The organism is Staphylococcus sp. HMSC071G07 (genome assembly GCF_001811435.1).
Taxonomy (GTDB): domain Bacteria; phylum Bacillota; class Bacilli; order Staphylococcales; family Staphylococcaceae; genus Staphylococcus; species Staphylococcus pettenkoferi.
Window position 1 is genome coordinate 45,001 of record NZ_KV804756.1, and the last position, 17,698, is coordinate 62,698.

Consider the following 17,698-nt stretch of genomic DNA (forward strand, 5'->3'; position numbering starts at 1 on the left):
ATCACTCCCCTTTGTTGATTAACCAAACAACTGTCCAATCAGTGTCGCTGCTTGGTTTGGATCTCTCATGCCATGTATGAGCATTCGGCCACCTGTAAAACTAATGATGCGATGACCTTTAAACTCAAACATGAGCATGTAATCATTCTGTTTATATTTTATACCTTTGGTTCCCAGAAATTGCGCAATCATTTCCTGGGAAATATGTTGGTTGTAATATTGGACGGTATCTCTACCGCAAAGGACTGCATATTGACGTTCAGCTTGTTTGAGATAAGGGTACGTAGGGTTGGAACCACACGTTTGACAATTCTCGCGATGCATTCGGCTGAAACCAATCGTATGATGACTGCCTTCCCAAATATCTCCAAAGGTCAATTGTGGTGCTACTTCTTTATTTGTGAGCAACTTCAATGCATCACGAATTTGTAAACTCGTCGTCATCGTCACAGCGGGTTGAATCACTCCTACCGTGTCACATGTCATACTAATCGAAGGAAGGTTCGGCATCACACAGTTGAAACATGGTGTCTGGCCTGGAATAAATGCAGCTTCTGTATATGTGCTTTGCACTACTGCACCATAAATCCACGGTATGGATTGTTGATAAGCAAAGTCGTTCAAGCGCTGTCTCGTTTCAAAGTTATCTGTCGCATCAATAATCAAATCCACCTCTTTGCCATGCTTATCTAAGAAGATTTGATCTACATGCGCGATATAACTGTGAATTTGAATATCACTTCGAATTGCATCTAATGCTTTCTGAGCTGCAACGACTTTCGGCAGTGCAGACTGAGCGTCCAATTCAGTGAACAGCGTTTGTCTTTGCAAGTTACTATATTCGATATAGTCTCTGTCCACTATCGTTAGCTCACCCACACCTGAACGAGTTAAACCTTCAGCTACATGTGTGCCTAAAGCCCCCATACCTACGATGAGCACATGCGATTGAGCCAGTTGTTCTTGACCTTCGCTCCCTATATTTTTATACAAGATTTGTCTAGAATAACGCGTCTCCATTACTCCTTACCCTTTCTACATCACTTACTGTTCTTATTATAGGTGTTCGAACGTGAACTCACAAAGGATTGACTTAACTTTCTCATTGTAAAATGATTCAGTTAATATTGTTAGGTTTGTTCAATAAAAATTTAATTAATTTTACAAATGGATATATAATCGTGCGTGTTCATGGTACAATGAAAGTAATCGTATTTGGAGGTGTAGGTATGCCACGTTCTACAAATTATCAACAAAAGCTGGCCCATGCGAAAGATCATGTCATTAACTCAATCGGTGAGACGATGGACCTTTACGGAATGAACCGTAGTGTCGGTAATCTCTACGGTACTATGGTGTTTGGTCAACAAGCCATGACGCTCGACGAAATGCGTACTGAGTTACAAATGAGCAAGCCAAGTATGAGTACCGGTGTGAAGAAACTACAAGAGTTTGATGCTGTGAAACAACAATTTATACGTGGTAGTCGCAAACAACACTTTGTAGCTGAGAAGGACTTTTTTACTTTCTTCGCTAACTATTTCTCTATGAAATGGAATCGTGAAATCAAGCTTAATATGGAAGCGATACGTAAATCTGAAGATGAAATCGAGACGATTCTCGAAGCAAATGATGTCGATGAAGACACGAAAGAACAAGCGCAAATCATCTATGACCAAATGGAACACTCTAAGCGCTATTATGAGTGGTTAAGCGACTTAAGTGAAGCACTCACTTCAGGTAAGATCTTCGACTACTTCCCTATTCCTGAAGAGGAAGAGCACGATAAATAAGCGATGTTTAAATTAATAGATAATCATGATGACCTACAGATGAACAAACCGTTCATCTGTAGGTTTTCTAATGATCAATTAATTCCTTTTGATATTTGATTTATCGTTCATTTCGCTTATTGTTAGCACTTCATCTGCTAAGCTTTCTGCTTCGTAATTGGAATGTGTCACGAAGATAATTGGGATATGCCACTCATGAAAGATACGTTTCACTAGTGCTATGCCCTCTTCTTTCGTCTGATCATCTAGACTAGAAAAGGGTTCATCTAACAATATGAGATCTGGTTTCGTACTCAAAGCACGTGCCAAAGCTACACGTTGAGATTCCCCACCTGATAAGGTCATCGGATATTTATCTTTCAAATGTTCAATATTTAACTCTTTCATCAACTTACGTATGTGATCATTCATATCAGAAATAAAGGTCAAGTTACGATGCACCGTCATATTAGGAAACAATTGATAGTCTTGGAAGAGATAACCTAAATTACGCTTTTGAATCTTCACATTCACACCTTGCTCAGTATCTGTGAGCACGCGGTTATTAATTTGTATCTTCGCTTTGTCAGGATGCTTCAAACCTGCAATAAAGTTAAGCGCAGTTGTCTTCCCTATTCCTGACGGCCCTTTTAACGCATAAATCTTCGGTTCTTCATCATCGATATTAATATCGATTAAAGCGCGATCAAGTTGGTGTTGTAATTGAATCTTCAGCATCTATTCCACCTCCCGGTAACGGTCGCGATTGAGCAAGTTGATGGTACTGATGACCACTACAGCAAAGGCGACTAAGACGAGCACCCATAGCCATGCTTGATTCTCCTTGCCCTGTTCAACGAGGAAATATATTTCGAGTGGTAACGTATTCGTTTTATTAGGGATATAACCTGCAACCATTAATGTTGCACCAAACTCACCAATCGCTCTCGCGAAACTCATCATAATCCCAGAGAGAATAGAGCGTTTAGATAACGGTACGACGAGACGATAGAATATCTTACGTTCGCTTGCTCCCATCGTACGTGCAGTGTTCAACATCTTGCTATCTATACCTCGAAAGCCTTGCACCGTATGTTGGTACATAAGCGGAAAACTAACAATGACAGATGCAATTACTGCACCTGTCATCGTGAATACTACCGGGATGTGTAAGACATTCGAGAAGAATCGTCCCACTACGCTATGAGGCGAGAAGATGATAAGTAAGATGAAACCCATAACAGTAGGGGGTAACACAATAGGTAGTACAATAATACTTTCGAGAATTCTAGCAATGATGCCCTTTCTTTCATATAACCATTTAGAAACGAGGACACCGATAATTGTTACGATAACTGTACTGATTAACGCAACTTTAATCGAAATCCAGAATGGTGTGAAGTCAGGCATTGCTACAACCTCCTAAGCTTCAAATTCGTATTTTTTCAAGATTTCTTTTGCTTTGTCTGATTTTAAGAAGTCCATCCACTCTTTCGCAAGTTTCTTATCAGAAGTTGCACCTGCTTCATAAGTGATTGGTTTGTCTAGTTTCGCTTCGTTAATTTCTTTAACGTTGCTCTCACCATTTTTTTGGTCTTGCGCTAAGTCTGTTTTGTAAACATAACCGAGTTGCGCATTACCTTTTTTCACGTAATTTAATACTTGGCGAACGTCTTTCGCATACACTAAGTTAGATTTAACATCGTCGTATAAGTTGTTAGCTTTCAAGTATTTTTCCGCATATTTACCAGCTGGTACAGATTTCGCTTCACCAACCGCTAATTTGTCATCTTTTTTAAGGTCTTTAACTGATTTGTAGTTACTATCTTTGTCTCCGATTAAGACAAGTTTATTTTTCGCATAATTGTATGTATCATGCGCTTTATCTTTATCTTTCAACATATCTACGTCTTTCGTGTTCGCTGACATGATAACGTCAGTTGGTGCACCTTTTTCAATTTGTTGTCTTAAGGCACCTGAACCACCGTAGTTAAATGTAATGTTTGCGTCTTTGTGATCTTTCTTAAATTCTTTCTCTAAATCTTTAGACGCGTCAGTTAAACTAGCTGCAGCTGCAATTTGCAATGCATTCTCGTCATTTTTGTCTTTCTTGTCTTTATCATCTTTCTTATCTTTATGTGATGATGTTTGGTGTGAGTCATTTGAACTCTTTGAATTTTTTGAGCTATCGCCTGAGCCAGAACAGCCCGCAAGTACTAGGCATAGCGCAAGTAGTGAAACTACTAGAAATCTAAGTTTCATGCATATCCCTCCTCGCAAGCTATTATATACCTATTTGACACAAGATAAAAGTACTATCGCACAATATTTTCTGAAAATAGACCATATTAGGATAATGGATTATAAAACGCTAACAAATCCCCTTACTTCAGTAGTTAAGAGACTTTAAATTATTCTTATTCATTAGGGATATGACTAATATATTAAGTATACTTAACATATTTCCCACATGATTAACTACACATGAACATCACTTTGATTACTTACTTTTACGATAAATCCGCTTTAATTGACTCACTATCTCTGCGTAGTTCTTAAGACTTTGAAATTGAGGACAGTCAATAATTATATTCATATAATGTTCTATCGTCTCCTCATAATCTAAAGATAACTGTCGCCCCACAGGAAAATGCTCGAACCAAGGTTCAACAGCATCAAAAAAAGAATCCGTTCGAAAAACGAAATGTTCAACTAATTGCTCGTAACAATTGATATAGCACTTTAAAAAGCGTTGCGCTTCTTTCGGGTTAGTGTCTATATAATATTGTGCAAAGTGATGATATAGTGGCATGGCAAAAAATGGAAATAGTTTATCGATATTGAAGGCGATATTTAAATGTTCATATTTGCGCGCTAACTCCTCGACTGATAAATGATGTAATTCTTGAGTCACAAGTAGTAGAAATTCTTGTACCATCAAATTTAAATTCTGATACATATCCGATTGGAGTACACTTGTGGCCTTCTCATTATTTTCTTGAACTAAATAGGCACTCCCTAATAACAAGTTCTCTCCCAAATTCACTTCATAGTCGGAGAGATGCTCAATGATTTGATTGAAGTCTCCGTTAACATACCAAAACGTAACTTTATAGCCATACGTTTTACGCAATAGAGAAGTACTCGTGCAATTTGTTTCAATAATATGCACAATTTCAAAAGCAAGCGCAATCGCTTTCTCGCGTATGTTATCTTCCTTAAGACGTTGTATATTACTACTCATCACACCTAATAACGCAACGAGAAAGTCATAATCGTGACTCGCGGTATGAAAGTGTGCTTCAATCGATGAAACAAAGTCTTCTTTACTACGGCTCAATTTATCTATCAAATCAGAAATAATCGCTCGCGTTTCCTCACGTGAGTACTTGGATGTGACATTGAGCATCTCATCAACACTTGTGTTAAACAATCTCGCGAGTATAGGTAGGTGTGTAATATCGGGCAGTAAGTGACCTGTTTCCCACTTTGAAATTGTCGTTTTCGTTGTCTTTAAATGATGCGCTAATTGTGTTTGATTCCAACCTAGTCGCCGTCTTTCTTGTCTAATTCGTTTAGCCAGATGTTGCATGTCTAACCCTCCTCAAACACCATATTAACTCACTCTAACGGTTAAGCGAAGTTCTTATTTAGCAACTTTAAGAAACAAAGTTTCCGAACAAGAAACATCTCTTAATTTCATTTTTCAACATGCCCTCTTTAACATAAAACAAGCTCCCCACGCACAGTCTCCAACCGCACGTGAGGAGCGCTACTCACTCTACCTATAATTGATCGATAAAACGTTGAAATGCTGCTTGTCCTTCTTCCGTATTTTTAAACACACCAGCGTCTTCTAACACACGCGTAAATTTACGCCCTACCTCATCGCGAATAATCTCATCTACATTCGCCTCACTAATATCATAATGCTGAGCCATGTCACGTGCCCATGCTTCATGAACACCTAAGTCTTGCTGTGCTGAAGTATCGCCTAACAAATAGCGTTTCACGACTTGCAGTTCTTCTTTCAATCTCGCTGGAAGAATGGCCGTCCCCATCACTTCGATGAGCCCGATATTCTCTTTCTTAATATGTTGCACATCCGGATGTGGGTGGAAGATGCCGTCTGGATAACGTTCAGAAGTTTGATTATCACGCAAGACAACGTCCATCTCATACTGCCCATTGCGATAACGTGCAATCGGTGTCACTGTATGGTGGCGTTCGCCTGAAGCGCTATACGCACGAATACTTACCGCTTCATCTGAGTATGCATTCCACTCATCAAGAATGTGCGTCGCCGCTTCGATGACCTCATTCGACGACTTGCCACGCAGACGAATAACACTCATTGGCCAGAACAGTTTACTGCAAGAAACGTTAGGATGCCCTTGCATAGTAAAAGGCTGGCGCTCTTCAGCATGATCCATCGGAAACGTATGTCGCCCTGCTTGATAATGATTGTGAGATAAAATAGATCCGCCTACCAATGGAATATCAGCATTCGAACCGATAAAGTAATGAGGCAACTGGTCAATAAACGCAAAGAGATTGCGAAACGTTTGACGATTCATCATCATCGGCGTATGTGTTTCTGAGAGTACAATACTATGTTCTCTAAAGTACGCATACGGTGAATATTGAAAGCCCCAAGTCGCACCGTCTAAATTCATTCTTACAACACGATGGTTCGTTCTCGCCGCTTGTGTTGCGGAACCTAAGTAACCCTCATTCTCTATACAGAGCGCACATTTCGGATACGACGTTACCATCGCTTGTTTCGCCAACGCGATGTCTTTCGCACTCTTTTCTGGTTTTGACAAATTAATCGTCACTTCTATCGGTCCATAAGGAGTTGGACTCGTATATGCAATATTTTTACGAATCGCATCTTCTTTAACGTAGTGGCTACGCTTCGACAATGCGTAGAAGTAATCTGTAGCCGCTTTAGGATCTTCTGCTAACTTATCATGAAACGTACGATTGACGAGTGACGGGCGTGGCGTAATCAAATCGAGTAGTTGCGCTTCGAGAATTTCTCTTGCCGCCAAAGTATCTTCAATTTGACCTTCAGCGACTGCCTCATTAATCCAATGCTGAACATAGTCGTTTGGTTCCCACTGTGCATCATCTCGCTCACCTTCAGCCGTCACATCTGCAGCTTGTAGTAATCGTAATAACTGATTCTGAAGATATAGCCTATCGAGTTCTTCGTATTCATTATATTGAATAATATAATCAATATAATGATTGACTAACGTTTGATTAAGTAACACTATGATTCACGCTCCGATTGATCTTGATAGCCATGTGGATGTTGGCTGTGCCAGTTCCATGCTGAACGAATAATCTCGTGGATATCGTCATGTTGCGGTTGCCACCCTAACATTGATTTCGCCTTATCACTTGCAGCGACTAACTTACTTGGATCGCCAGCACGTCTCGGTCCGACTTGTGCAGGAATCTCTTTACCTGTCACTTTACGCGCTGCTTCGAGAATTTCAAACACGGAATAACCTTGACTACTTCCGAGGTTAAATGCGCCTGATTCTCCACCGTTGCGTAAGTATTGATATGCTAAAATGTGTGCATCAATTAGATCGACAACATGTAAGTAGTCACGAATACAAGAACCGTCTTCTGTATCATAGTCATCGCCGAAGATCGTCAGAGCATCCCTTTGACCTAACGCAACTTCTAACACGATAGGAATGAGATGTGTTTCTGGATGATGATCTTCACCAATTGAACCTTCAACATGCGCGCCTGCCACGTTAAAATAACGTAACGCCGTATAGTTCACACCATAAGCTTCGTGACACCATTTCATCATTTTCTCCATCATCAATTTACTTTCACCATACGGATTCGTTGGTGCTTGTGTATCTGTCTCATGAATTGGGACAGTATCTGGTTCACCGTATACTGCAGCGGTAGATGAGAAGACGATATGGTTCACATCATGGTCTTTCATCACTTCGAGTAAGACTTGCAAACCATAGACATTGTTATTAAAGTACTGTAGCGGAATTTCTACTGACTCTCCCACGAGCGAGAACGCACAGAAATGAAAGACTCCCTCTACATCTTCTTGTTCGAAGACGCGATTGAGAAATGCTTTATCACGAATATCCCCTTCGTAGAATTTCGCTTGGGAATGTACTGCTTCAGGATGCCCTTTTACTAAATTATCTACGACAACGACATCGTAATTTGCGTCGATGAGTTGAGCAACTGCGTGACTTCCAATATATCCTGCGCCACCTAAGACGAGTACTGACATAGTTATACTTCCTTTCTTTCTCTAGCTATTATAGTTCACTTTTTTAGATAAAAGTCATTTAACACAATCTCTAGAAAATGTGCGATTTCCAACCTATACTTTAAAGACTTTTAACACCATCACCAATTGAGACATGGTAGAATGACGGCTCGTAACCGATACGCTCGACATAAGCTGCAGTCACGTCACTTTCAAGCTGTTCAATACTATCTTTATGAACGAGCGCGATAGCACAACCTGCAAAACCGGCTCCTGTCATGCGTGCACCTAAAACGCCGTCAACTTGTTGCGCTGTTTCTGCCAACGTATCGAGTTCCTGACCTGTCACCTCGTAATCTCCTTTGAGGGACTGATGAGAAGCGTTAAGTAACTGACCAAACGCGGCGAAATCATCGTGTTGCAACGCTTGGTATGCATCCTTAGTACGTTGGTTCTCAGTCACAGCATGACGTGCACGACGTCGATTTGTCTCATTAGTAATGTAGTGCGCATTCGCTTCAAACGTATCGACACTTAATTCACCGAGTGATTGGATATCTAAATGTTGTTGGAGTTCTTCTAGCGCCGTTTCACATTCAGCACGACGTTCATTGTATTTGGATTCGGTCAACGATCTACGTTTATTGGTATTCATAATTGAAATGACGTAATCGCCAAATTGTGCTGGAACTTCGTGATATTCTAACGTCGCAGTATCGAGAAGTAAGGCATGATCTTTCGCGCCCATCCCTACGATAAACTGATCCATAATACCTGAGTTCACGCCGATAAAGTGGTTCTCTACGCGTTGACCTAGGTGGATTAACTGTAAACGGTCCACAGATAAGTCAAAAAGTGATTTCACTAACCAACCACTTAACATCTCTAGTGAAGCTGAAGATGACAAGCTGGCACCATTCGGAATATTACCTTCAATCAGTATGTTCATCCCTGTATTGATATCAGGATAATCCTCAATTAAATAGGCAATCATTCCTTTGACATAGTTACCCCAATCATGATCAGCATTGAAGCTCAAATCATCAAGTGAGAAGACAAGTTCTCCTACTGATTCGAAATTATTGGAATATAAATGTACCTCTTTATCTTGACGTTTGCTTGCCACACCATACGTACCCAAAGCAATTGCTGCTGGAAAGACGTAACCCCCATTGTAATCAGTATGTTCTCCGATTAAATTAATACGTCCTGGCGCGAAAGCACGCGCTTCTGGCTGAGTGTCGTATCGTTCTTTAAATTGTGCTGTTAATTGATTAATCATCGTCTCACACCTTCGTCAGTCTTTGTTGTCGAGGAAATTTCTACGACGAGTTATTCCATCCGCAACAAAGTCCACTTTTTCTTTACTTATCTTTAGTTTACTCCATTGTCTTAACGAAATAAATCATCTCTCTTACATTTTACCTATGTAGGTGGAAAAATCATTCAAGTTATACACCGTAATAACGTAGATATTTCAATTCATGAACTGAATAGTATACAATAGACGTTAAGTGTAAATGGGGGGTTACTATGGACAAAGATGTACTCAATAACCAGAAGATCGTGCGCTATCAATCTGGCAAGCTTTATGAAACCAAAGATAGTTATGCCACAGAATTTCCATTGACGATCATGGTTAACAACGAAGAATTTGCAACGGTAATATGTAGTCCGAATCATCTTAAAGAGTTAACGATTGGTTTCTTAGCTTCAGAAGGCGCGATTTATAAGTTAGCTGAGGTGGACTCTGTTGAGCTCGACGATAGTAAAGGGTTCGCACATGTCCAATTGAATAAGCCTTTAAGTGACCGTTTCCAATATTCTACCAAGCGCATGGTGGCTTCCTGCTGTGGTAAAAGTCGTGAATTCTACTTTCAAAATGACGCAGCCGTCGCGAAAACATCAATGTCTCACATTCGCCTGCACCCTGAACAAATTCTTACGATGATGGATAACTTGCAAAGTGCCAGTGAAGTCTTCAAACAAACGGGTGGCTTGCACAATGCGGCGATTAGTGATGGGAATGATTTCTTTGAACATCGCCAAGACATCGGTAGACACAATGCCTTAGACAAATTATATGGTTATTGCCTCCAACAACATATTCCCGTACGTGATAAAGTATTAATCTTTAGCGGACGTATATCGTCTGAAATTCTAATTAAAGCAGCTAAAATTGGTGTAGGTGTGATCCTGTCTAAATCGGCACCGACCACTCTAGCAGTACAGTTAGCCCAAGATCTCAATATCACTGCAGTCGGCTTTATTCGTGATGGCAACTTTAATGTGTATAGTCATCCCGAACGTATTGAAATACCAGAAACGTGATTGAGAGTATGAGGGAACCTTGTAGATTTCGACTTTTTTCTCGTGAGAAGCGCTAGAATTCGAGAAAGCTCACCGCGCACTCTCGTTCATCGCCTCATTCGGTTACCTTCCCAATCCTCAATAAATTAAGCAGCCCGTAGATGCTAATCATCCATCTTCGAGCTGCTTATTTTTACTCTATTCAATTTCTTATTCATCCATTGATTCTTTCAAAGCTTGATACATGTAGCTTAGAAAGACGTAGCCTTGTTTCACATACATATCTTTCGCTGTGTCCTCACCATCTGCGACGAGTATCATCGTGCGCCCCTCTGCTAAACGTGCAATTTCTCGTTGGATGGCGCGGCCTATCCCTTGACGTTGGTGAGACTCAAGCACTCCGAAACCATCTAATTCCACAGTGGAAGGAGTGAAGATTAAATCCACAATGCCGAGGGGTTGCTGCTCGACATACGCCACAAACCGAGAGGGCGGCTCTTCTTCGTAATTCTCTCTTAGCTCTCGAATACTTTCTTCAGTAAATTCGTGACCAAACGGTACTAAGAATTCACGATAAACATCGATATAATCTTCCAGCGTTGTTTTATCCACTTGCATCAATTGAACCTTCTTTTGAGAAGGATTAAGTTCTAGAAACGTATCAGGTTCGACTGCATAAAGTTCCAGAATTCCGAGCTGAAACCCTTCTTTCTGCAATACATCTTTCCATGTAGCATCGAGCTCACAATTTTCAGGAAAGCTAAAGCTGAGATGTGACGAGCCTTGCCGTTGGTGCATGCGCTGCTGATCATCTCGATCCCTCTTCCATGTATCAAGGTCAGGCATTTCATGATAGACCCAAGTATTTTTATAAAATGTATGCGGCGTACTAGGCGTTAAATAAATCGTTCTACGCGCATCTTGATCAACAATCGTCCCATCGTTAAAGATGTCACGCATCGTAATCGTCGTCATATCGCTCACGTCTCCTCATATCATTGACGTTTAATGAGTTGTTGGAAACGACTATGGTTGAGTAGTATGTTACCGATTAAAGCAGCGAGTATCGCTTTAATTATGTCCCCTGGCATAAATGTCAGTGATAGATAAATCGCTTTGCCTACAGGAATGTGAGTAATGATACCCATCACAATCGCTCCTACTAAGTCCAATAATACAACACCAAATAGGAGGATGGTAATCAATAACACCAAGAAATTGATACGCGTTAAGAACATATCACGGATAAAACCAATAAGGTACGCGCAGACTGGGTACATAATCAAGAAACCAACGGATGGTCCTTGAAACACACCAATACCGCCACGTCCTCCTGATAACAGTGGCATGCCAGCTGCTACGAGTAGTAAGAAGACGATAACGCTAAGCGTGCCGTATTTACGTCCCAGTAGTACAGCGGCTAAGAAGATACCTAAATTCTGTAACACAATCGGTACAGGAATAAAGGCTAGTGGAATGGGTGGCACCATCCCTAATACAGCTATAACAGCAGTCATCAATGCTGTATAAACTAAAAATTTCGTAGACATATGTAGTTCCTCCTCAATCTCAATACTGGTATTATAGCACAATTGTAAACCTGTAAAAATATCTAGTTTACAATACTTCCAAGAAAAAGCTGAAATGCGAGCGTGCTTACCACTTTCTGCACATTTCAGCTACTGATAACATCATTTTCATACTCAATTTATTATTTTAAGAATTTCTCTTTTAAATCTTTGCGCATGTAATCAAGTGTATACGGATCGTTGTACCAATAAGTTTCAGCTTGAACTTTAATCACGTGGTTGTCTTTAACAGCTGATAAGTTGTTCCAGATATTTGTTTTTTCATATCCTGGCGCTGCTTTACCTTCACTTGTAGACACGATGTAGTCGCCAGCGAAGTCAGAGATTTTCTCTTGTTTTACTTCAGTCCAGCCTTCTTTTTTCACTGCTTTTTCTAATTCAGTTGGCATTTTCAATCCGAATGCTTGGTAAAGGACTTCTCCACCACGACCCCAGTTTGGTCCGTAAGTGTAAAGTTTTTTGTCGAACTCGTCAAAGATTGAAACAGTTTTGTCTGCACCAATTTTATCTTTGATTTCTTTACCATCTTTTTCAGTTTGAGATTTCCATTCTTTTTCCCATTTTTTCTCTTGATCTTCTTTGCCTACGATTTTAGCCAATTCACGTTGTTGCTCAAGGTATTTATGTTTACCGTAATCGAAGACGATCGTTGGCGCGATTTTTTCGTATTTTTTGATGTTTTTATCTGTTGAGTAAACGATGATTAAGTCTGGTTTCGCTTTTGTCACTTTTTCAACGTCGTTATCTCCAATTTTCGTTACGCCTTTGAACTTGTCTTTCAATAATTTGCTTTGATCGACTTGTTTGTTCACAGCTACGATGTTAGCTCCTAAGTATTTCAAACCACCAGCGTATGTAGGTGCGACAACTGCGATTTTTTGAGGATCTTTAGGAATGTCGATCTTTTTACCACTATCAAGTGTATATGATTTCGTTTCTGCTTTGCCTGTTTTGCCTGAACCGTCGTCTGATTTATTGCCACAAGCTGCTAAGACTAGCATTAACGCGATGATCGGTATTAATAATTTCTTCATATCTTTTCTCCTTCGTTGAAAATGATTATCATTATTGATATTATATTTCGTCCCGCACATTTCTGCAATACTTTTTTGAAGCGATTGTTCATTTTTTTCGAGTAAAATGATTAAATTCTTAGCAAGGCTTATAACCCACCTGTTTTCAATGTCAATACTTTATTGAGACAGAAATCTCCGATCATTACTTTAATTTTTAACAAAGAGAAATCAACTCAAATAAATCAGCTACTACACTATCTATATTTATGAATAACTCCCCTTATCATAACGTTTCACCTTTTACCTCTTTTAATACGTCATCTTTTAGGATTAAACTCTTTTCAGAAATAAGATAAATACTAAAAAAAGCCCTCCCTACCCTCGTACAGATAGGAAGCGCCTTCGCATTATCTCAAACGGTCTACTATAGACCTAATAATATTCAACTAAATTCGACCTAAAATTGACTTCGCAATATTCGTATAAGCCATATCTTCCATCGGTGGATTGTGAAGACCTGCACGCATATCGCGATAATAGCGTTGTAATGGACGTTCCATTTCAAGACTCTTCGCACCAACGATTCGCATCGCTAAGTCAATCACTTCTATACCTTGATTCATAACGAGCACTTTGCTTGCTGAAGTTTCATTCCAAAGCAGCGCGTCCTCAACATCTTCGTGATACATACGCGCAGTGCTCCATAAGAAATGACGTGCAGATATTAATAGTGATTCCATTTTACCTAAATTCTGTTGAACCGTAGTCAAATCGCCAATGGTACCTTCAATACTATTGGGACTGTATTCTTTCGCAAAGTCTACAGCGTAATCACGTGCGGCTTGTGCGATGCCTAAATACGTACTTGGTATGTGTAAGATCCAGCCATTCGGTTTCTTACCTCTTGCACCGCGAACCTCGACAAAGTTCTCTTTCGGTATTTGCACGTCGTTAAGTACGAGGTCGTGGCTCTCCGTCGCTCTCATACCTACCATATTCCAGTTGTCTGCGATTTCGACACCCGGCATATCTCTTTCTACTAAGAAGAAACCAACGTCTTGGTCGCTTTCAGAATAGGCACTCACGATATAATGCGTTAATCCTTTACTCATAGATGTAAAGGTCTTCACACCATTCAATAGATAGCCTTTTTCATTCTCAACTGCATGCGTACCTGGACGTCCGCCACGTGTAGGACTGCCTGTTTCCGCTTCACTCACCGCACGATTGACTAAAGCGCCTTGCTTCACTTGTTCGGCAAAGCGGTCAAGCATAGATTGTTCCCACATTTCTTGTTCAAATAATTGACCTACGACGCTCAAGTGCCATCCGATAGATAAAGCTGTCGCACCATCAATACTTCCAAGATAGGACTGTAGCACGACCATATCTTCAACCGTACAACCTTCACCGCCATATTCTTTCGGCAATGTTAATAATGTGTAACCTTCTTTCACAAGCCAGTCAATATTCTCATACGGAAAACGAGAGTGTAAGTCATTGTATTCCGAATGTGATTGAAATTCGTCTTTCACGCTTTCTAATTTCGCCAACCATTTACGTTGGATATCAGATTGAATTAATCCCGATTTCATTCCTTGGTTCACCTCGTTGTTAATAACTTCATTCTTAGTTTAACACTCAGCTTTACCGAATAAAAGTAGCAGCATTGTCTAATCCCTACTTTACCGATAAGAATTATTGTGGTAATTTAACCTTAATGAACTTGAGGAGGGACTTCCATGATATCAGTAGAGAATATCATCCATTATTATAGCGACAAACGTATACTCGATAACGTAAGTTTCACGCAGGACACTGGGACTGTCACTGCGATTATCGGGCCAAGCGGATCGGGTAAGACAACATTACTTAGAACGTTGAATGCTTTGACGATGCCAAAGTCAGGCGTAATTCAAATCAACGATCAACGTTTCGATACCGCTCAACATACGAAGAAAGACATCTTGAGATTGCGTCAATCCTCTGCCATGGTCTTTCAGAACTACAATCTTTTTAAAAATAAAACGATTATCGACAATATTACCGAGGGATTGGTGTATGGTCAGAAGAAATCGAAGAAAGAAGCGCGCGACATCGCACGTGACTATCTCCAACGCGTAGGCATGCTTGAGCATCAAGATAAATACCCTGCGCAACTTTCAGGTGGACAAAGTCAACGTGTCGGTATCGTTCGCGCACTCGCACTGAACCCTGAAGTCTTGCTGCTTGATGAACCGACTTCAGCACTTGACCCCGAATCGATTCAAAGTATCTTAAATCTCATCAAATCGATTGCACAAGAAGGCATGACGATGGTACTCGTTACACACGAAATTCAATTTGCGAAGGCAATTGCAGATCAAATTCTCTTTATGGACGAAGGGCAAATCCTTCATCGCGGTACACCTTCAGAAGTATTAGATCATCCAGATTCTGAACGTGTGAGCCGCTTCCTCAATAAAGTTGGAACTGAGGTGAAAGAGTGATGCGTTTGAAATCAGTCACTTATCTACTCGTGCTTCTTGCAATCATGGTTGTAGTCACTGGCTGCGGTACATCCTCTACTTCTCAGAAAGCGACGGCCAAACATCCTCGTGAAGTGAAAGTTGCTTTATCTGCAGAGGTGAACCCACCCTATCTTTATACTAATAAAAATAATGATTTCGTCGGTTTAGATATGGATTACATGAAAATGTTAGAGAAGAAATTACCACAATACAAATTTAAATACGAATTGGGTGAAGAAGAATCCAATCTCGTCGGTTTAGGTGCAGGTAAATTTGATATGGCAGTGAACTGGTTCTTCAAAACTCCAGAACGTGAGAAACAATTTCTGTATCAAGATGAACCTTATAGTTACGCCTTACCTATGCTTGCCGTCAATGAACATAATAACGATATTCATGAATTAAGCGATTTACCAGGTAAACGTCTAACACCTATGGCACCAAGTGGTGGTTTGTATTCTATCTTAACTCAATATAACAAGACACATGACCCTAAGATTTCGATAGATAAGATTCAAGAGCCTTCTAATGGCGATAACTTGAAAATGTTAAGTCAGAATCGTCGTGATGCTATGATTATCAACTGGAATACGTATAAAGCGATTCAAGAACAAATTCATACGAAAACTAAAATTGGTGGTATCGTCAAACGCGAACCGTTACATGTCGTTTATAACAAGAAGAATAAAAAGTTGCATGACGATATTGATAAAGCTACCAAAGAATTGAAAGAAGAAGGCAAACTTCAAGACTTGTCTAAGAAATATTTCGATATCAACGTCTTTGAAGATATTGATCAATTGAATAAACATAAAGATCGATTGGAGGTTGACCGTTAATGAAGACAGATTGGCCAGATTTATTCCAACAGGTATTACAAGCGCTTCCGTTAACGCTATTAATGATTGTCATTGCGCTCATCTGTGCAATCATCTTAGGACTGGTGCTTGCTATCATTCGTATTCAACGCACACCGATATTGTCACCGATTGTACGCGTATATCAATCCTTTATTCGTAGTACACCCTTACTATTGCAATTATTCCTAGTTTACTTCGCCTTACCGCAAGTGTTGATGTTAATACATATTGATATCAACCATTTTAGTCGTCTCTTCTTCGTCATCTTAGCATTTACTTTACACACAGGTGCTTACTTATCAGAAGTGATGCGTGCGGGTTACTTATCAGTGGATTATGCGCAAATTGAAGCAGGTCTCACAGTAGGCCTTTCCTATCGCCATATATTAACGCATATTATTATTCCACAAGCATTGCGCAATAGCTTACCGAACTTGACGACACAAATCATTGAACTGGTAAAAGATACATCTTTAGCCTTTACTATTGGACTCGTTGACATGATGGGTCAAGTTCAACTCATTATCGGTAACAACTACGGTTTAGGTATGCTACAAGTTTATGTTGTTATTTCAATTATTTATTGGATAATCGCACTAATTATTCAAGGTACTTTGGCGCTTGTTGATAAAAAAGCACAAAAACCTTATCAAGCTTAAGGAGGTTCCAGCATGTCATTTATACTGCATACGATATGGGAAGTGCTGAAAGGTGTACCTAACACGATAATCATTTCTATCGTCGCCATGATTATTGGACTCGTGGTAGGTACCATCTTAGCGATGATACGTTTAGCCAAGATTCCTGTATTGTCTCAACTTATCGTTGTTTACAATTCATTTATTCGAAGCACGCCGTTAATCGTGCAATTATTCGTCTTGTATTATGGTTTACCAGCTCTATTAATCTTTTTTAATGATCAATTACACACACACTTTAATCCCGATGCTTTATCGCCTCTAACTATCGCATGTATCGGTTTCTCGCTACATGCTATCGCTTATCTTTCAGAGAGCATGAAAGGTGGCTTGCAGTCTGTTGAATATAGTCAGATTGAAGCGGCAAAGACCATCGGATTGTCGAAATTTGATACGTATCGTCGTATCGTCTTACCACAAGCATTCGGCTATGCGTTACCGAATATTGAGAATCAATTTATTATGCTCATTAAAGGGACATCGTTAGCCTTTGCAGTACAAGTGACTGAGATCATGTCAGTCAGTCACGTTATCGCTAACGAAGGCTATCGCTTTATTCCTGTATATTCAGTAGCCGCGGTCTTCTATTGGTTATTAGCTATCGTGCTCGAGCTCATCTTTAGTCGATTGCAACACCGTACCGTTCGTTACTTAAAGCCATCTTCATAAACTTTGTAT

18 protein-coding genes are annotated in these 17,698 nt (G+C 40.0%); 6 read left to right on the forward strand and 12 right to left on the reverse strand.

The window, feature by feature from the left end; all coding sequences use genetic code 11:
• Positions 1 to 18: 18 nt before the first annotated feature.
• Complete coding sequence (locus HMPREF2802_RS02585) at positions 19 to 1,020, reverse strand: ThiF family adenylyltransferase (protein WP_070502651.1); 1,002 nt, start codon at positions 1,018 to 1,020, stop codon at positions 19 to 21.
• A gap of 209 nt (positions 1,021 to 1,229) precedes the next feature.
• On the opposite strand from HMPREF2802_RS02585, the gene HMPREF2802_RS02590 reads away from it, so the two are divergent.
• On the forward strand, positions 1,230 to 1,793 hold the full coding sequence (locus HMPREF2802_RS02590; RefSeq protein WP_070502652.1) for a choline uptake/conversion transcriptional regulator CudC: 564 nt from the start codon (positions 1,230 to 1,232) through the stop codon (positions 1,791 to 1,793).
• Positions 1,794 to 1,871: 78 nt separating this feature from the next.
• Here the strand turns inward: HMPREF2802_RS02590 and HMPREF2802_RS02595 are convergent, their stop codons facing one another.
• The 7 genes from HMPREF2802_RS02595 to HMPREF2802_RS02625 all read right to left on the reverse strand — a co-directional run bounded on the left by HMPREF2802_RS02595 (position 1,872) and on the right by HMPREF2802_RS02625 (position 9,319).
• Positions 1,872 to 2,510, reverse strand: coding sequence for an ATP-binding cassette domain-containing protein (locus tag HMPREF2802_RS02595; RefSeq protein WP_070502653.1), 639 nt, complete (start codon positions 2,508 to 2,510; stop codon positions 1,872 to 1,874).
• Positions 2,511 to 3,182, reverse strand: a complete 672-nt coding sequence (gene modB / locus HMPREF2802_RS02600; protein ID WP_070502654.1) for a molybdate ABC transporter permease subunit — start codon at positions 3,180 to 3,182, stop codon at positions 2,511 to 2,513.
• Between the two features lie 12 nt (positions 3,183 to 3,194).
• Positions 3,195 to 4,034 (reverse strand): molybdate ABC transporter substrate-binding protein, encoded by an 840-nt coding sequence (gene modA, locus HMPREF2802_RS02605; RefSeq protein WP_070502655.1) that lies wholly within the window; start codon positions 4,032 to 4,034, stop codon positions 3,195 to 3,197.
• A 238-nt stretch (positions 4,035 to 4,272) separates the two neighbouring features.
• Positions 4,273 to 5,364 carry a helix-turn-helix domain-containing protein gene (locus HMPREF2802_RS02610; RefSeq protein ID WP_070502656.1) on the reverse strand — a complete coding sequence of 364 codons (1,092 nt, stop codon included), beginning with the start codon at positions 5,362 to 5,364 and terminating at the stop codon, positions 4,273 to 4,275.
• A gap of 193 nt (positions 5,365 to 5,557) precedes the next feature.
• Positions 5,558 to 7,051 (reverse strand): UDP-glucose--hexose-1-phosphate uridylyltransferase, encoded by a 1,494-nt coding sequence (gene galT / locus HMPREF2802_RS02615; RefSeq protein ID WP_070502657.1) that lies wholly within the window; start codon positions 7,049 to 7,051, stop codon positions 5,558 to 5,560.
• A complete protein-coding gene (gene galE, locus HMPREF2802_RS02620; RefSeq protein WP_070502658.1) occupies positions 7,051 to 8,058 on the reverse strand; it encodes a UDP-glucose 4-epimerase GalE in 1,008 nt (335 codons plus the stop codon). Before galE ends, galT begins: the two co-directional genes overlap by 1 nt.
• 100 nt (positions 8,059 to 8,158) lie before the next feature.
• Positions 8,159 to 9,319: a galactokinase gene (locus tag HMPREF2802_RS02625; RefSeq protein WP_070502659.1), complete on the reverse strand. Its 1,161-nt coding sequence runs from the start codon at positions 9,317 to 9,319 to the stop codon at positions 8,159 to 8,161.
• Between the two features lie 251 nt (positions 9,320 to 9,570).
• On the opposite strand from HMPREF2802_RS02625, the gene fdhD reads away from it, so the two are divergent.
• Positions 9,571 to 10,368, forward strand: coding sequence for a formate dehydrogenase accessory sulfurtransferase FdhD (gene fdhD, locus HMPREF2802_RS02630; RefSeq protein WP_070502660.1), 798 nt, complete (start codon positions 9,571 to 9,573; stop codon positions 10,366 to 10,368).
• A 189-nt stretch (positions 10,369 to 10,557) separates the two neighbouring features.
• On the opposite strand, the gene HMPREF2802_RS02635 is transcribed toward fdhD, so the two are convergent.
• The 4 genes from HMPREF2802_RS02635 to HMPREF2802_RS02650 all read right to left on the reverse strand — a co-directional run bounded on the left by HMPREF2802_RS02635 (position 10,558) and on the right by HMPREF2802_RS02650 (position 14,547).
• The gene (locus HMPREF2802_RS02635; protein WP_070502661.1) at positions 10,558 to 11,322 is read right to left on the reverse strand and encodes a GNAT family N-acetyltransferase; all 765 of its coding nucleotides are present in this window, start codon (positions 11,320 to 11,322) and stop codon (positions 10,558 to 10,560) included.
• 20 nt (positions 11,323 to 11,342) lie between these two features.
• Positions 11,343 to 11,897, reverse strand: coding sequence for a biotin transporter BioY (locus tag HMPREF2802_RS02640; RefSeq protein ID WP_070502662.1), 555 nt, complete (start codon positions 11,895 to 11,897; stop codon positions 11,343 to 11,345).
• Between the two features lie 161 nt (positions 11,898 to 12,058).
• Complete coding sequence (locus tag HMPREF2802_RS02645) at positions 12,059 to 12,970, reverse strand: ABC transporter substrate-binding protein (RefSeq protein WP_070502663.1); 912 nt, start codon at positions 12,968 to 12,970, stop codon at positions 12,059 to 12,061.
• Between the two features lie 428 nt (positions 12,971 to 13,398).
• A complete protein-coding gene (locus tag HMPREF2802_RS02650; protein ID WP_070502664.1) occupies positions 13,399 to 14,547 on the reverse strand; it encodes an acyl-CoA dehydrogenase family protein in 1,149 nt (382 codons plus the stop codon).
• Between the two features lie 147 nt (positions 14,548 to 14,694).
• Between HMPREF2802_RS02650 and HMPREF2802_RS02655 the strand changes: the two genes are divergently transcribed.
• Genes HMPREF2802_RS02655 through HMPREF2802_RS02670 form a run of 4 tightly spaced genes read left to right on the forward strand, consistent with a single transcriptional unit; the run spans position 14,695 to position 17,689 of the window.
• Entirely contained in the window at positions 14,695 to 15,441 is a 747-nt protein-coding gene (locus tag HMPREF2802_RS02655) for an amino acid ABC transporter ATP-binding protein (protein ID WP_070502665.1), read from the forward strand.
• Positions 15,441 to 16,301: an amino acid ABC transporter substrate-binding protein gene (locus tag HMPREF2802_RS02660; protein ID WP_070502666.1), complete on the forward strand. Its 861-nt coding sequence runs from the start codon at positions 15,441 to 15,443 to the stop codon at positions 16,299 to 16,301. The genes HMPREF2802_RS02655 and HMPREF2802_RS02660 overlap by 1 nt, the downstream gene beginning before the upstream one ends.
• Complete coding sequence (locus tag HMPREF2802_RS02665; RefSeq protein WP_002471246.1) at positions 16,301 to 16,981, forward strand: amino acid ABC transporter permease; 681 nt, start codon at positions 16,301 to 16,303, stop codon at positions 16,979 to 16,981. Before HMPREF2802_RS02660 ends, HMPREF2802_RS02665 begins: the two co-directional genes overlap by 1 nt.
• A gap of 12 nt (positions 16,982 to 16,993) precedes the next feature.
• Positions 16,994 to 17,689 carry an amino acid ABC transporter permease gene (locus HMPREF2802_RS02670; RefSeq protein ID WP_070502667.1) on the forward strand — a complete coding sequence of 232 codons (696 nt, stop codon included), beginning with the start codon at positions 16,994 to 16,996 and terminating at the stop codon, positions 17,687 to 17,689.
• Positions 17,690 to 17,698: the final 9 nt, after the last annotated feature.

Bases quoted from the DNA above. Each gene is read 5' to 3' on its own strand.
- HMPREF2802_RS02585 (WP_070502651.1), bottom strand. From the start codon at position 1,020: ATGGAGACGCGTTATTCTAGACAAATCTTGTATAAAAATATAGGGAGC.
- HMPREF2802_RS02590 (WP_070502652.1), top strand. From the start codon at position 1,230: ATGCCACGTTCTACAAATTATCAACAAAAGCTGGCCCATGCGAAAGAT.
- HMPREF2802_RS02595 (WP_070502653.1), bottom strand. From the start codon at position 2,510: ATGCTGAAGATTCAATTACAACACCAACTTGATCGCGCTTTAATCGAT.
- modB (WP_070502654.1), bottom strand. From the start codon at position 3,182: ATGCCTGACTTCACACCATTCTGGATTTCGATTAAAGTTGCGTTAATC.
- modA (WP_070502655.1), bottom strand. From the start codon at position 4,034: ATGAAACTTAGATTTCTAGTAGTTTCACTACTTGCGCTATGCCTAGTA.
- HMPREF2802_RS02610 (WP_070502656.1), bottom strand. From the start codon at position 5,364: ATGCAACATCTGGCTAAACGAATTAGACAAGAAAGACGGCGACTAGGT.
- galE (WP_070502658.1), bottom strand. From the start codon at position 8,058: ATGTCAGTACTCGTCTTAGGTGGCGCAGGATATATTGGAAGTCACGCA.
- HMPREF2802_RS02625 (WP_070502659.1), bottom strand. From the start codon at position 9,319: ATGATTAATCAATTAACAGCACAATTTAAAGAACGATACGACACTCAG.
- fdhD (WP_070502660.1), top strand. From the start codon at position 9,571: ATGGACAAAGATGTACTCAATAACCAGAAGATCGTGCGCTATCAATCT.
- HMPREF2802_RS02635 (WP_070502661.1), bottom strand. From the start codon at position 11,322: ATGACGACGATTACGATGCGTGACATCTTTAACGATGGGACGATTGTT.
- HMPREF2802_RS02640 (WP_070502662.1), bottom strand. From the start codon at position 11,897: ATGTCTACGAAATTTTTAGTTTATACAGCATTGATGACTGCTGTTATA.
- HMPREF2802_RS02645 (WP_070502663.1), bottom strand. From the start codon at position 12,970: ATGAAGAAATTATTAATACCGATCATCGCGTTAATGCTAGTCTTAGCA.
- HMPREF2802_RS02650 (WP_070502664.1), bottom strand. From the start codon at position 14,547: ATGAAATCGGGATTAATTCAATCTGATATCCAACGTAAATGGTTGGCG.
- HMPREF2802_RS02655 (WP_070502665.1), top strand. From the start codon at position 14,695: ATGATATCAGTAGAGAATATCATCCATTATTATAGCGACAAACGTATA.
- HMPREF2802_RS02660 (WP_070502666.1), top strand. From the start codon at position 15,441: ATGCGTTTGAAATCAGTCACTTATCTACTCGTGCTTCTTGCAATCATG.
- HMPREF2802_RS02665 (WP_002471246.1), top strand. From the start codon at position 16,301: ATGAAGACAGATTGGCCAGATTTATTCCAACAGGTATTACAAGCGCTT.
- HMPREF2802_RS02670 (WP_070502667.1), top strand. From the start codon at position 16,994: ATGTCATTTATACTGCATACGATATGGGAAGTGCTGAAAGGTGTACCT.